General features: G+C 68.9%; 7 protein-coding genes. 5 read left to right on the top strand and 2 right to left on the bottom strand.

What is annotated here, in order from left to right; genetic code table 11:
- Positions 1-278: 278 nt before the first annotated feature.
- From B0I28_RS28260 to B0I28_RS10965, 3 genes are read left to right on the top strand one after another with little or no spacing between them, the layout of a single operon-like run.
- Entirely contained in the window at positions 279-1,943 is a 1,665-nt protein-coding gene (locus B0I28_RS28260) for a type 2 periplasmic-binding domain-containing protein (RefSeq protein WP_219926697.1), read from the top strand.
- A gap of 2 nt (positions 1,944-1,945) precedes the next feature.
- Positions 1,946-2,917, top strand: a complete 972-nt coding sequence (locus tag B0I28_RS27640) for an ABC transporter permease (protein ID WP_219926698.1) — start codon at positions 1,946-1,948, stop codon at positions 2,915-2,917.
- A complete protein-coding gene (locus B0I28_RS10965; RefSeq protein WP_106363846.1) occupies positions 2,917-3,819 on the top strand; it encodes a carbohydrate ABC transporter permease in 903 nt (300 codons plus the stop codon). The genes B0I28_RS27640 and B0I28_RS10965 overlap by 1 nt, the downstream gene beginning before the upstream one ends.
- Positions 3,820-3,878: 59 nt before the next feature.
- Here B0I28_RS10965 and B0I28_RS10970 read toward each other — a convergent pair whose 3' ends face one another.
- Positions 3,879-5,537, bottom strand: coding sequence for an RICIN domain-containing protein (locus B0I28_RS10970; RefSeq protein ID WP_106363847.1), 1,659 nt, complete (start codon positions 5,535-5,537; stop codon positions 3,879-3,881).
- A 272-nt stretch (positions 5,538-5,809) separates the two neighbouring features.
- Between B0I28_RS10970 and B0I28_RS10975 the strand changes: the two genes are divergently transcribed.
- The gene (locus B0I28_RS10975; protein WP_106363848.1) at positions 5,810-6,814 is read left to right on the top strand and encodes a hydroxyacid dehydrogenase; all 1,005 of its coding nucleotides are present in this window, start codon (positions 5,810-5,812) and stop codon (positions 6,812-6,814) included.
- Positions 6,815-6,874: 60 nt separating this feature from the next.
- Here B0I28_RS10975 and B0I28_RS10980 read toward each other — a convergent pair whose 3' ends face one another.
- Entirely contained in the window at positions 6,875-10,276 is a 3,402-nt protein-coding gene (locus tag B0I28_RS10980; protein WP_106363849.1) for a putative Ig domain-containing protein, read from the bottom strand.
- Positions 10,277-10,702: 426 nt separating this feature from the next.
- Between B0I28_RS10980 and B0I28_RS10985 the strand changes: the two genes are divergently transcribed.
- Positions 10,703-14,977 carry a putative Ig domain-containing protein gene (locus B0I28_RS10985; protein WP_106363850.1) on the top strand — a complete coding sequence of 1,425 codons (4,275 nt, stop codon included), beginning with the start codon at positions 10,703-10,705 and terminating at the stop codon, positions 14,975-14,977.
- Positions 14,978-14,990: the final 13 nt, after the last annotated feature.

The following is a 14,990-nucleotide window of genomic DNA, read 5'->3' on the forward strand; positions in this document are numbered from 1 at the left end:
TCGTTATCTCAACATCTAGACGACAGCATGATCAACTTCAGGCTCCGAGGACTTGAGTTTCATGCCAGTTCACCTGCGATGATGATCGACGTATGTCATCGCGCTCCCCTGGGGCGGACGCCTCCGCGCGGCCTCATCATTGACCGTCGTCAATCGTCTTGATAACCTTCTCTCGGCTGTGAGGCACAGAGGCCGACCCTTCCGGCACCTGGCGGCCTCTCCCACTGGCCGACATCAGCGCCATCTCCCACAGGGACATCACTAGGAGGACCCCTCTCATGGTCGAATTCTCACGCCGCGCGCTCCTCGGTGCCGCAGGGGCGACGGCCGCGGCCGCGGCCGTCGGCTCCACCGCCGCCTGCTCCGGCAACGCCGGCGGCGCGACCGGCGGCGACTACGACATGCCGACGTACCAGCCCGCCCCCGAGCTCGACGTGGAGCCGTACTACGCGACCGAGACGCCCGGGATGCTGGACGTCTACACCGAGTACCCGAAGACCTACTTCAAGTCCGTCGACCGCGAGCCGGGCTCGGGCGGCAAGGTCACCTGCTTCCAGCTGACCTGGGGCGACCCCTCGAAGCCCCTTGACGAGAACCCGTACTGGCAGGAGCTCAACGAGCGCATCGGCGCCAGCTACGAGCCGCAGTTCGTGCCGCAGCCGGTGTTCTACGAGAAGTTCGCGACGATGCTCGCCTCCGGCGAGGTCCCGGACCTGGTGTTCATGGACGACCAGAAGGCCGTCAGCCTGCAGGGCATCCGCGACGGGGCCTTCGCGGACTTGTCGGAGGTCTTCTCGGGCGACAACATCCTGAAGTGGCCCAACCTGGCCGCGCGCAAGGAGGAGATCTGGAAGGCCAGCCTCAAGGACGGCCGGATCTACCAGGTGCCGTCCGTCGGCGCGGCGCTGACGAACATCCCCACGATGCGCACCGACCTGGTCGACCAGACCTCGATCGGCCGCGCCCCCAAGGACGCCGACGAGCTCTTCACGATGCTCAAAGAGGTCTCCGCCCTCGGCTCGGGCCCCGGCGGCCAGCAGGTGTACGGCCTCAACAGGTACGACCCCTTCCCCGGGACCGCGGCGATGTTCCACCGCCTGTTCAAGGTCGGCCCCGAGTGGCAGCTCGACGGCAACGGCGACCTGGTGCACCTGATCCAGACCGAGAACTACAAGGCCATGCTCGAATGGCTCGCCCGCGCCTGGGCCGAGGGGATCTTCGACCCGGTCTCCATGACCCCCACCGCGACCGACATCATCTCCGGTGCCGCGATCCGCTACGACGCGGTCTGGGGCGCCACCAGCGCGACCGGGCTCCCCCAGTGGGAGGCCGACCTGCCGGGCGCGACGTACGACTTCTTCGACATGCCCGGCTTCGACGGCTCCGCCCAGCTCGCCGTGCGGAACATCCCCTACGGCAAGTCGACCTGCGTGTCCGCCGCGGTCGCCGAGGACGAGGACCGGCTCACCGAGGTCCTCAACGTGCTCGACTACTTCTGCGCGCCGTTCGGCTCCGAGGAGAGCCTGTTCCTCAACTCGGGCCAGGAAGGCCGCCACTTCGACTTCGACGAGCACGGCATCCCGATTCCCAACCCGGAGTATGCGACCGAGCTGGGCGTCCAGTACGTCGGCGTCCCGGGCGACAGCGGCGGGTACCAGGTGCACCCGAGCGCGCTCCCGTGGGTCGACTCCTTCGTGTCCGCCATGGAGTCGCTCGCGCAGAACTCGATCGACCGGCCCCTGACCGGTCTGGAGAGCGCGTCGCAGACCTTCATCACGAAGGGCGCCCAGCTCAAGCAGTCGTGGACCGACTTCGAGAACGGGGTCATCACCGGCCGCGAGAGCATCGACGGCCTCCAGTCGTTCGTGGACAACTACATGGCCCAGGGCGGCACCCAGGTCAGGGACGAGTACGCCCAGGCGCTCAAGGACGCGTCCGAGTGAGCGTGAACATCGCAGCACGCCCCGAGGCCCGCACTCAGCGGGCCTCGGGCCCCGCCTCGTCCCGGAAGCCGAAGACCTCGCTGCGCCAGCGGATCTGGCGCGAGCGCTGGGCCTACACGTTCATCGTCCCGGGCGCGCTGTTCTTCCTGGTGTTCGCGTACGTGCCCATGCTGGGCAACGTGATCGCGTTCCAGCAGTATTCGCCGTTCCGGGGGTTCGCGGGCTCGCCGTTCGTGGGCTTCGCGAACTTCACCGTGCTGTTCGAGGACCCGGCGGTCCTGAACGCGCTGGAGAACACCCTCATCATCGCGGTGCTCCAGCTGCTATTCGCGTTCCCTGCGCCGATCGCCCTTGCGCTGCTGTTGAACTCGCTCCTGTCGGACCGCGTCAAGCGCATGGTCCAGACCGTGGTCTACCTGCCGTACTTCCTGTCGTGGGTCATCGTCATCTCGGTGTGGCAGCAGGTCCTCGGCGGCGGGGGCCTCGTCGCGGGACTCCTCGACGGCTGGGGCGTCTCCGGGTTCGACGCGATGACGAACGCGGACACCTTCAAGCTCCTCGTCGTCGCGCAGGTCGTCTGGAAGGACTGCGGGTGGGGCACGATCATCTTCTTCGCCGCCATCGCGGGCATTCCGAACGACCGCTATGAAGCGGCGGCGATCGACGGCGCCACCCCGTGGCAGCGGACCTGGCACATCACCCTCCCGGCCCTCGTCCCGGTCGCGACGCTCCTGCTCATCCTGAACATCGGGTCGATCCTGACGGTCGGCTTCGAGCAGCTCCTGCTCCAGCAGCCCATGGTGGGCGCTGAAGCGTCCGAAGTGCTCGACACGTTCGTGTACTTCCGCGGCGTCCTCGGCGGCCAGTGGGGCATCGCCACCGCTGCCGGGCTCCTCAAGGGGGTCATCGGCACCATCCTCGTTCTGGCGGCCAACCGGTTCGCCAAGCGCCTCGGCGGAGAAGGGATCTTCTGATGACGACCATCACCAAGGGGCGCAAGACGATCCCGCCGTGGATGGGCCCGCCGTCGGTCGGGGTGAGGGCCGTCAAGGGCCTCGTGATCGCGCTGATCGTGATCACCATGATCTACCCGCTCGTCTACGTGATCGCGATGAGCTTCGCCGCGCCGTCGCAGGCTCGCGCGGGCGTGGTCTTCCCGACCGAGTTCTCCCTCGACGCTTACCGCGCGATCTTCAACGGCGGCACCGTCACTCAAGGTCTCCAGAACTCGCTGTTCATCACCGTCGTGGGCACGCTGCTCTCCCTCGCCGCCACCTCGATGCTGGCCTGGGGCCTGGTGCGAACCCGCCAAGTCCCAGGGGCGAAGTTCGTCCTGGTGATGATCCTCGCGACCATGTTCTTCTCCGCGGGCATCATCCCGAACTTCATGCTCGTCAAGTACCTCGGCCTCCTGGACTCCACCTGGTCCCTGATCGTCCCGGGCCTCATCTCGGCCTTCAACATGATCGTCATCAGGAACTTCTTCCAGGGCCTCCCAGAGGAACTGATCGAAGCGGCGAGGATCGACGGCGCGGGCGAGTGGCGGATCTTCCTGCGGATCGTGCTGCCGCTGTCGAAGCCGGTGCTCGCGGTGATGGGCCTGTTCTACGCGGTCGGCTACTGGAACACCTATTTCAACGCGCTGCTCTACATCAACGACTCGGAGAAGTGGCCCATCCAAGTGGTCCTCCAGCAGTACGTGCTCGCGGGCGTGCAGATCCCCGGCGCGATCGTCTCGCCCGACCAGCCCCCGCCCCCGGGCGTCACGCTCCAGATGGCGGTCATCGTCCTGGCGACCGTCCCCATCCTGGTGGTCTACCCGTTCCTCCAGCGCTACTTCACTTCAGGCGTCCTCACCGGAGCCATCAAAGGCTGAACGGCGACACACGAAGGGGCCGAGCGCATTCGCGCTCGGCCCCTTCGCATTCCACCGCGTCAAACCCGGATCAGACGCCAGCGCTGCGGCACGGAGTTCTTGTTCGGCCACTGGATCACGACGTCGCCGTCGGCCTCCTTGTTGCCGTTGTCGAGCAGCATGCCGGAGCGTTCGCAGGTGAGCGTGACCGCGCCGCCGCCCACGTCGGCGATCTTCCAGCGCTGCGAGGCCGTGCCGTTCTCGGCTCTCTGCCGGACCTGCCCGCCTTCAGTCGTGGAGTCGGCGTTGTCGAGGGCCTTGCCGGAGTGCTCGCAGACGAGCTTGTGGTAGCCGCCGCCGACGTCGGTGATCCTCCAGCGCTGCTGGGTGCCGGTGCTCTCGGCCCACTGGATGACCGGCTTCCCGTCGACCGTGGACCGGCCGTTCTCCAGGAACTTCCCGGAGCGCTCGCACATCAGGAGGTAGGTGGCGCCGGAGGCGACCGCCGGGGTGGACCGCATGTGCGCGAGCGTGCCCCAGCCGAGGGCGTCGAAGCCCCCCGAGTTGCCGCCGTAGTCCCCGCCGCCGCCTTCGGGGCGCACGAGGGCGGCCATGCGCGCGGTGTAGGGCATGCGCATGCCCTTCCGGACGCTGTAGTGGTTGTACACGAGCTCCCACACCGGCCGGAGCTGGCCGCGCCCGCCTTCGGAGACGACGGTGTGCACGACGTTGTCGCAGTTGGTGTACGTCGTGAACGGCACGTCGTAGCCGAGGTTGTAGCGGGCGACGTACTCGGCGGCCTTCGCGAAGGCGTTGTCGCGCGCCGAGTAGAGGTCGATCCCCTGGCTCCAGGCCATCTCCATGAAGGCGCTCATAAGGCCGATGCCCATGATGGAGTGGGCCTGGTCGCGGCCCGACTCCTGCCATTGGGCGAGGTCGCCGTGGATGAAGGGGATCGCGTTGTCGATCGACCCGGCGCCCGCGCCGCCCCGGAAGTAGGCGACCGCCTCGTCGATCTTGGCCTGGTCGTCGCAGAGGATGCCGATGGCGAGCAGCGAGGCCATGTTGCAGAGGTCCCAGTTGGCCCAGTAGTGGGTTTCGCAGGTGTTGTTGTGGCGCACCAGGAAGTCGCTGTTGAGCGGGTAGAAGACGTCGAGCATCATCTGCTTGAAGCGGCCCAGGTCGAATCCGGGCGCGTCGCGGATCAGTTCGGCGGCGTTGGCGAACTGGTACCCGTAGATGCCGGACGCGAGGCGCGAGTCCGAGGGCGGGTAGTAGATCGACTTGAGGGTCTGCGACCAGGCGTTGCAGATGCGCACGGCCGCGTCGCGGTGCGCGGTGTCGCCGCTGATGTGCCAGCGCAGGGCGTTCTGGTAGGCGGCGTGGGCGTCGTTGTAGAGCAGCCAGTAGTTCTGCGGCTTGTCGGTGTTGCCGCGCACGATCTCCTCGACCGGCTGCGGCGTCCAGGTGCTCTGCGAGTGGGCGTTGGCGACGAGCTTGTCCCAGCCCTGCTTCCAAGGCGCGGCGCTCGCGTTCACCTTGGCCTTCATGCGGTCGAGGTCGGCGCGGACGTGCAGCATCCCGGGGTGGGCGAGGGCGAGCGCCTCGGCCCCGTCCTCTTGGGCCTGCGCGACGGCGAAGCCTCCTGCCCCGGTGGCGGCCAGGGCGCCGGCCACGGCCGCGCCCTTCAGGAGGTTCCGCCGCTTGAAGCGGGCGCTGCCGGTGTTGTCGTCGGTCATGGTGCTCCTTCGGCGTCGGTGGCGAGGGGGTGGGGAGGGATCGCGGACCGCGAGCGGATAACGTTATCCCTCATATACGAAGATAAGGTTATCATCGAGGCATGTCAATATCTGTGACTAGCGGTTTTCTGATCATCCGTGAACGCCACCAGCATCAGGATCCACGAAGACAGAGGGCTGGCGATCCTGCATCGTGGGTTCTGGTCTCGACAAAACCGGCCGCGCAACTTAGATTAGAAATCGTTATCTCCCAGACTTGCCAAGGACTCCGCATGACCGACCGCATCCCCGGGCTGTTCGCGATGGACCCCGTCTACCTTCCGAAGCTGTTCCCCGAGCCGTATCTGCGCCGCCTCCGCGCGGTCCTCGACATCGACCCCGACTACGTCGCACGCGATTTCACCGACGATCGGGCGGCCGCCGCGCTGGCCGAGGCGGAAGTGGTCGTGACCGGGTGGGGCGCGCCCCGGCTCGATCCGCCGGTGCTCGCCGCGGCGGGCAAGCTGCGCGCGGTGCTCCACGCCGCGGGCAGCGTCCAGTGGGTCGACCGCGCCGTCTACGAGCGCGGCATCGCCGTCGTCTCGGCGCAGCAGGCCAACGCCGTCCCCGTCGCCGAGTACACGCTCGGGATGATCCTCTTGGCGGGCAAGGACATCTTCGGCCTGCGCGACCGGTTCCGCGCCGAACGCGGCTTCGTGATCGGCGAGGACCACGGCGCGACCGGCAACTTCGGGCGCACGGTCGGCCTGATCGGGGCTTCGCGGATCGGGCGCCGCGTCATCGAACTGCTGCGCTCCTTCGACTTCGAGGTGCTGCTGAGCGATCCGCACGTCGATGCGGAGGAGGCCGCCCGCCTCGGCGTGCGGCTGGTCGACCTCGACTCGCTCATGGCGTGGTCCGACATCGTGTCGGTCCACGCCCCCGACCTGCCCGAGACGCGGCGGCTCATCGATGCGAAGCGGCTGGCGGCGATGAAGGACGGCGCGGTGCTCGTGAACACCGCGCGCGGCTCGCTCGTGGACACGGAAGCGCTCGTCGCCGAGCTGGCGGCCGGGCGGGTCTCGGCGATCCTCGACGTCACCGACCCCGAGCCGCTGCCCGCCGACTCGCCGCTGTTCGACCTGCCGAACCTGTTCCTGACGCCGCACGTGGCGGGGTCGCAGGGGAACGAGCTCGCCCGCATGGGGCGCTTCATCGTCGAGGAGGCCGAACGGCTGGCCGCCGGCGAGCCGCTGCTGCACGCCGTCGACCCGGGCCTGCTCTCGATCCAGGCCTGACACCGCACCGCCCCGCCGCGCGGTCAGCGTGGCGGGGCGGGCGGCCGAGACGGTCGGTGATCAGGCGAGGTCGCCGTAGAACTCGACTTCGGCGAGGTTGCCGCTCCAGGCGCCCGCGTTGTAGATGCGGAAGTACCGGTAGTGGTCGTCGCCGGTGGCGGTGCGCTGGATCCACTTGTCCGCGGTGCCGCCGGTGAGCGCCGCGGTCAAGTCGGTCCAGGTGGTCCCGTCGTCCGAGCCCTGCACGATCGTGCCGTTGGCCCGCGTCGGATGCGAGGCCCGCGGCAGGAAGTACGCCTCGTCAAGGTGCGCTTCGGTTCCCGCGCCGAAATCGATCGTGTAGTAGGAGCCGGTGCCCGTGTTGAGGTCGCCGTAGGTGGCGCCGTCGTGGTCGAAGAGCAGGTAGCCGACCTGGTCGGCCGGGAGGCCGTTGCCGGGCCACTGCTTGTCGGAGGCCAGGACGGTGGCGAGGTCGGCGACATCGATGAGCCGCTCGCCGTTCCCGCCGACGAACAGGCTCGCCCCTTCCGTGGCGCCGTAGAGGGTCGGTCCGGCCACACCGTCGACGGTGTAATCGACTGCGAGGGTGACCGTGCCCGGCTCGACGCCGTCGAGGACGACCGCGGCCGTCCAGTTGACACCGTCCTCCGAAGCGGCGGGCGCTTCGATCCCCATCACGTTCACCGAGACGGCGTCGACCGGTTCCTTCGTGGTGACCGCGACATCGACGGTGTCGCCGATCGCGACCTTCCCGGCGATGGCGTCGTCCGACGTGACGGTGGCCGAGGCGATCTGGTTGCCGATCTCGTGGCGCTCGCCGTAGATGTGGAACTCGGTCATCTCGAAGACACCGCGGATGATCCCGTAGAGGACGTCCGGGAGCTGCTCGATCATCTGGACCTTGATGAACCGGAACTGGTCGTCACGGAGCTCCGGCTCGACTTCGAGGGTGTTGAAGTCCTGCGTGAACGCCGTGGCCCCCGGCGTGAGCCGGGTCCAGTTGACTCCGTCGTTCGACCCGTACACTGTCGAGTTCGCGAGCCGGTCGGCGAAGATGTTGCTCTGGAACCCGAACTCGCGGGCCGAGACCCGGAAGTCGGGGCCGAAGTCGAACGTGTGCGACTTGTCGACGGCCAGAGGGTAGCCCAGGCCGGTCTGGTTGTCGCCGTCCACGAGGGTCCCCGCGTACTGCTTCGCGGTGGACGAGTGGAGAAGGTCCGGGAAGTCGAGACTGCCGTCCGCATCGGACTTCGGCGAGATCAGGCGGAGGCCGTCGAACGCGGCGACCATGCCCGCCAAGGCGGTCGCGAACTCCGCGTCGGTGCCGTCGTCAAGCGCCGCTTCGGCCGCGTCGCGCGCGGCGATGAAGGCGGCCTCGGTCGCGGACTCGTATCCGTCCTCGGGTTCGAAGTCCTCCTCGGCCAGCGCCAGCGCCCCTTCACGGTCGGCGGCGGCGTCGAGGACGATCGTGCGCGCGACGGCGCTCGTGCCGTCGTCGGCGGCGACGGTGATCGTCCCCGAGTCCTCGCCGGTCCAGGTCAGCTCCCCGGTGGCGGTGTCGAATGCGGCGCCGTCGGGGAGCCCGGTGGCGCTGTAGACGATGCCGTCGGCGCCGGTGGCGGCGAGGTCGAGGGCGAGGTCGGCGCCGTCCCAGCCGACGACGCGGTCGGGGGCGTCCTCGGGGAAGACCGGCCCGTCGAGCTCGGCCGCGGCGTTGGTGTTGATGTGGTCGATGTCGACCGCGCCGCCTTCGGCCGCGATGAACAGGATGTTGTCCATGGGCCCCTCGGTCGTGACGTAGCGCCATTCGCCGCCGGTGTCCGGAACGGTCACAGGGTAGACCCGGTCGATCGACTGGCCGTTCCGCTGGGTGCGGAGGTTGAGCACGGCGTCGTCTTCGGTGCGGACGAGGAAGCCCAGTTCCGTCTGGTTGGTGGCGCCGCTGAGGTAGGCGATCTCCGAGCCGTCGGCCATGCTCACGTAGCCGCCGCCGGCCTCGACGTCACCGGACAGGTGCGTGTAGCGCTGCTCGACTTCGAGGACGGTCGGGTCGCCCGGCGGGGTCGCCGCCTCCCCCGCCGCCTCGGCGGGCGCGAACAGCCACGAGTCGCCGCCGCCGTCGTGCCCCTCCCAGCCGATCCTGGGGCGCTTGGCGTAGGCCTCGGCGAAGTAGGGCGCGATCTCCTCGACGTCGAGGCCGCGCTCGAACTTGTAGTGGTAGTAGAACTCCCAGAAGCTCGCGGTCGCGTACCGGCCGCGGTAGCCGTCCGCGATGTGGTCGTACGTGTCGCGGATCGTGCCGTCCGGCGAGATCGCGTACGCCACCGGGGTCCACTCGGTGTCGTAGCCGAGCATGAACTGCCAGAAGTAGTCGGCGGCCTTGAGGAGGCGGTCGTCGAGGAACTCGTAGGGCCCCACCGCGTCGTCGGCGGTCGAGACCGTGCCGTCGACCGGGTCGACCTCGGTGCCCTGGGACATCAGCATGCGCGACAGGGCCGCGAAGTTCGTGAGGTTGCCGCCGCCGTGGGCCTGGTCGCGGCCCATCTCGACGAGCTGCACGTGCGGGTCGTCGATCGGCTCACCGGTCTTGTCGTTCGTGTCCACCCAGCGGGCCAGCCGTGCGACGGAGCCGTTGAAGCCCTCGTCCTGGGCGGACTCGTTGACGGTGAACCACTCGACCTTCTCCTCGTACAGGTCCTCGTCGTCCATGAAGATCGCCCCGGCCATGGAGCCCAGCAGCGGGTAGTTGTGCTGGTTCATGAAGTGGTCCGGAGAGGACATGAACGTCGCGATGGCCGGCTTGACGAGGTTGTCGGTCAGGGCCTGCGTGTCGGCCTCGGTCCACGGGTATGCCTCGTCGTCGCCGCAGTCGGTGTAGCGCAGCAGTTCCGCGGCGGAGGCCATGCGGAAGAGCGGCACGCCGGTGTAGATGTGCGAGTCCGTGTGGTACTCGTACTGCGCGGGGTCCATCTGCGCCCAGTTGCGGAGGATGTCCTGCGCGTTCTTGCGGTGGACCTCCTTCCCGGTGAGCACGTACATGACCGCCTGGGCGTAGGCCTTCTCGCCGTCGGCGACGAACATGCCCTTCGTCCCCGCGTTGAAGGCGGTCGAGCGCGGCTTGGTCGGATCGGTTCCGGCATTGGACGGGCGCACGTTCTCGCCGCCGGAGGCGGAGTTCCGCAGGTCCTCGAACCCGGAGGCCCAGGGCTCGGCTCCGGCCGCGAGCTGGGTGCGCACGTTCTCGATGATCGGCTCGGTGAGCCCGATGCCGGGATGGCTGAACCCGGATTCGCTTGTCGTGGCGTTGATCTGGACGTCGCAGGTGGCGGCCGCCTGCACGGGGGCGGCGCCGGGGGCGACGAGTTGGACGAGTCCTATGGAGAGCAGCATCGCCGCCATGAGCGCGGCGGCGCGCCGTGGCAGGGCGCGTCGGCGGCGGGAGGCGGCCGTGGGGGGTTGCATGAGCGGGACTACTCCGTTCGAGAGATCGTTTTCCATCGAGGGATAACGATATCCCAATCCTACAATCAGGGCAAGACCGCTGCAAGCGAGGCCATCGGCGCCTCGATGACGATCGTTTGAGATATCGTTATCTACTTGTCCCCACTGCATTCACCGCAGGTGCAGCCCAGGGCGGGTCCATTCGATGGCCGCGTCGGGCCGGGGCGGGGCTGGTCGGTCGGAGCCACGGGTCGCTCCAGCTCGGATCGTCGGAGGGGCGGCGGGGTGGCGGCCATCAAGGCACGCGTTTTCAGGAAAACGATATCGAAGACTTGCCTCCTGTTCCAGACCCCATTAGCATCAATCAAAGGATAACGATATCCTCATACCCCGGCACGCCGCCCCTGTCCCCCTTCTGCGCGTGCCGGACGACGGAAGGAACCTGCGATGAAGCAGACCCAGTCCAGAGGACGGCCCCGGCCGACCGCGGCGGCGGCAGTGCTGGCGCTCGCGGCGGGCATGCTGGCGGCGTCCCCGCCCGCCGCGGCCGCCGAACCCCCCGACCTGATCACCGATCACGTGGTCGCGATCAACGAGACCGTGAGCGACGCCGGGTTCGTCCACCCCGGCGTCGGCCTCTCGGCCGACGACCTGCGGACCGCGCAGGAGATGGTCCGCTCGGGCCAGGAGCCGTGGGCATCCTATTTCGACGCCATGACCAAGACCGGCTTCGCGTCCACGACCTGGCGGGCCTCGAACTCCCTGTCGGCGGCCGAACCCGACAAGGCGAAGACCAGGACCTTCGTCGACGCCGGGATGCGCGGCCGCGAGACCAACGACTCCTTCGGCGCCCTCACGCAGGCGCTCATGTGGGTCGACACCGGCGACGAGGTGTACCGCAGGAACGCGATCCAGGCGCTGCGCGTCTGGGCCGACATGGACCCCGACGGCTACACGTACTTCCCCGACGCGCACATCCACACCGGGCACCCGCTGTACCAGTTCCTCATGGCCGCCGAGATCATCCGGGCCACCGACCCGGTCGAGGACGACTCCCCCGGCGAATATGGCGGCTACGACGTGGTCTGGTCCGAACAGGACGACGAACGCCTGCTCGCCAACTTCGCGAACCCCGTGGTGGAGACGTTCCTGTACTCCAACCACACCTGGATGAACCAGCACAACTTCGGCCTGTTCGGGCGCATCGCGACCGCGATCTACTCGGACGACCCCGAGGGCTACGCCACGGGCGCGGAGTGGTTCGCCGTTAACGAGGGCGACGACGCCTACGACAACGGCTCGATGGCCGAGCAGATTCCGCTCATCGACGCCGACGACCCGATCAACCCCTACGGGTACGACTTCGTGCAGGTCCGCGAGATGGGCCGCGACCAGGCCCACGGCGAGTGCAACATCGACAACTTCGCCGGGCTGGCGCGGATGCTCGAAGTGCAGGGCACGAAGGTCGATCCGACCGCCGGGACCGTCTCCACGGCCTCGGATGCCGTGTCCGCGTACGACTTCCTCGACCAGCGGCTCCTGCAAGGGGCCGAGCAGTTCTACAAGTACATGCAGGGCGGCTGGATGCCGTGGGTCGACGAGCGCGGGGACGACTGGTTCGGCACCGTCTCGCAGTCGTACCGGGGCCGCATCTTCAACACGATCTCGGTCGCGGAGCTGTACTACGAGTACGGGATCGAGCGCGGCGTCGACGTCGAGGCCGAAGCGCCGTGGCTCGCCCAGCTGGCGTCCCGGATGGACGGTCCGCTCTACACCCGCGGCTCCTCGGCGGCGAACTTCTGGGGACCGGGCGACAAGAACCCCGAGTACTGGGTCGCGTTCCCCGAGGAGCTGGCCGGGACGGAGCCGCCGCCGCAGCGCGAGGACCCCGCCTGGCGCTTCGACAAGGCCGGGATCATGCTCGACGACCGGACCGAGCTCGTCACCGAGGACGGCGCGACGTTCGCGCGAGCGAGCCTCAGCGAGGAGGGCACCACCAGTGCCATGAGCCGCTTGGAGTTCCCCCAGGGGGCCGTGTTCGGCCTGCGGTACCGCAGCGACGGCCCCGCGCACCTGGACGTGCTCCGCAATCCCGGGCCCTCGGGGCTCAATCCGAACGAGGCACCCGAGAGCGTCCTGACGGCGCAGGACCTCCCCGACACCGGGGGCGAGTGGCGCTACGTCGCCTATCCGATGTCCGGCAACCCGATCAACTACTTCCGGCTCACCGGCGCCGACGGCACCACCGTGGACATGGACCGGGTGATCGTCACGGGCGCCCAGGACCTGACGCCGCCGCAGTTCCCGCAGGCCGACGGGACCCTCTACCTCGCCGCGAACATGGAGCGGACGCTCGACGTCAAGGCGGTCGACACCGGCGGGGACGTCGTGTACTCGGCCGACGGCCTGCCCGAAGGCGCCGCGTTCGACACCGCGACCGGCGACTTCAGGTGGACGCCCGGCGATGCCGACCGGGGCCGCCACGAGGTGCGGATCTTCGCCGACGACGGCGAGACCACCGCTTCCCGGACCTTCGAACTCGTCGTCGCGGCCAACCGGCCCAAGACGATCGACGCCCTGCTGGCCGACGTGTACGATCCCGACGCCGTGTACGAGACCGCCAGCGCCGCGCAGTTCGACGCGGCGCTGCGCGCGGCCAAGGAGGCGTCCGAGTCGGGCACGGACGAGGAGTTCCTGGCCGCACTTGAAGCGCTTCGCGATGCGGCCGAGGCGAACCGGCTCCTCAACCCGCGCCTGGAGGACGGCGGGCTCGACATCTCCGGCGGCGTGGTGACCCCGCACGATGTCACCGCGGCGCAGGTGAACACCATCGTGGGGCCCGGCCATACCGGGAACATCCTGCACACCTCCTTCGTGCTCGACTTCGGGACGCGCTTCCGGGTCGCCGCAGAGGAGTTCGCGTTCCAGGGCCCGTATGCGTTCGCGATGCGCTCGGCCGGGACGAACGTGTACGGCTCGAACGACGGGATCGAATGGGACCTGCTGTCGGAGCGGCCCACTGCCGAGGTCAACAGCTGGGAGCACATCCCGGTCGTCGAGGAGCACCGCGGGGAGGAGTACCGGTTCCTCAAGCTCCAAGTCGACGAGCCCGCGCTGCCGAACGACCCGGCCTACCCGGGCATCTGGATCGTCGACGAGTTCCACATCATGGGCGAGCGCATCGAGCTGCCCGGCGCGATCGACACCGCGTCCCTCACTGCTCCCGGCGCGCTGCGGGAGCGGGTGACGGCCGGCGACACCGCCGAACTCGCGTTCACCAGCGACGAGGCGATCTCCGACGTGGCGGTCGAGATCGGCGGCCACGAGGTCGAGGCGATCAGCGAGGACGGGCGGTCCTGGACGGCCGCGATCGAGCTCGGCGAGGACGAGCCGGTGGGCGACATGCCGTTCAGCATCGACTACAGCATCGGCGGCGAAGCCGCGCCGGCGGTGCTCGGGACGACGGACTTCAGCCGCCTGTACTTCTCCGATGAGCGCGACATGGTCGACCCGGCGGTGTTCGCCGAAGTCGTGGACGACAGCGGCGCCCCTGACGCCGCGAGGGAGGCGCAGGCCGCGCTCATGCTCGACGGCAGTGCGAACTCTGTCGGCGCGCTGAGCGGGACCACCGGCGAGTACCACGTCACCTGGGACTTCGGCGAAGGCCGCGGGCTCGCGCTCGACCGCGTCGACTTCCTGATCAACCAGGACACCAGGTACCCGGGCCTCATCGACACCATGGTCTTCCAGGGCTCCAACGACCTTGAGCACTGGACGACCCTGACGGAGCCGGCGTTCCGCGGGTACGACTGGCAGAACCTGGAGTCCGGGGACGAGACACCGTACCGGTACCTGCGGCTGCGCAACCGGTACGCCGTCTCGGTCGCGGAGTTCAGAATCTTCGGCGACGTCAGCGGGGACCTCGACACCGTGCTGGCGCAGGCCGACGCCGTCGACCTGTCGCAGTACAGCCGGGGTTCGCGGATCCTCTTCCCGCGCGAGGTGGCGGCGGTCCGCGAGGCCGCCGAGGAGCCGGGCGCCGACGAGGACGCGCTCGCGCGGCGGCTCATCGACGCCTGGGGCCTGCTGGACCCCCTGGTGACCGAGGCGCCGGCCGCGCTCGACCCGGCCTGGGTCACCGCGAGCACGGTGAGCTGGGACGGCAGGCTCGATGCTGCCGACAACGGCTGGCGGATGTTCGACGGGGACACCGGCACCTGGACCGACACCACCACGAAGTCGTGCACCAACACCGTGGTCCCGGACGACGGGACCGCGTTCGAGGTGGTCGGCGTCAGGTACTTCCCGAAGGACGCCGCGGTGAACCGCGCGACGAACATGTCGATCGACGGTTCCAGTGACGGCGGCGCCACCTGGACCGCGTTCGCGAACACCGGGACGCCGGTGCGCGGATGGAACACGATCGACCTGGCCGAACCCGTGGACTTCGTGGCGCTGCGCATCAGCGGCGGCAACGGCTACTGCAATGTGGCCGAACTCCAGTTCATCGTCGCGGTGGTCGACAAGTCCGGCCTTGCCGTCCTCCTGGACGATGCGGACGTGCTGAATGAAGCCGACTGGACGGCGGAGACCTGGGCCGCCCTGGTCGCCGCGCGGGACGCCGCGGCGGCGGCCTCGGACGATCAGGGCGCCGCGCAGGAGGAGGTGGACGATGCGGCGGCGGCCCTCGCCGACGCGCTCGCGGGCCTGACGGCGGCGTAGCGTCCGAGCAGGC

The organism is Glycomyces artemisiae (assembly GCF_003002955.1).
Taxonomy (GTDB): domain Bacteria; phylum Actinomycetota; class Actinomycetes; order Mycobacteriales; family Micromonosporaceae; genus Glycomyces; species Glycomyces artemisiae.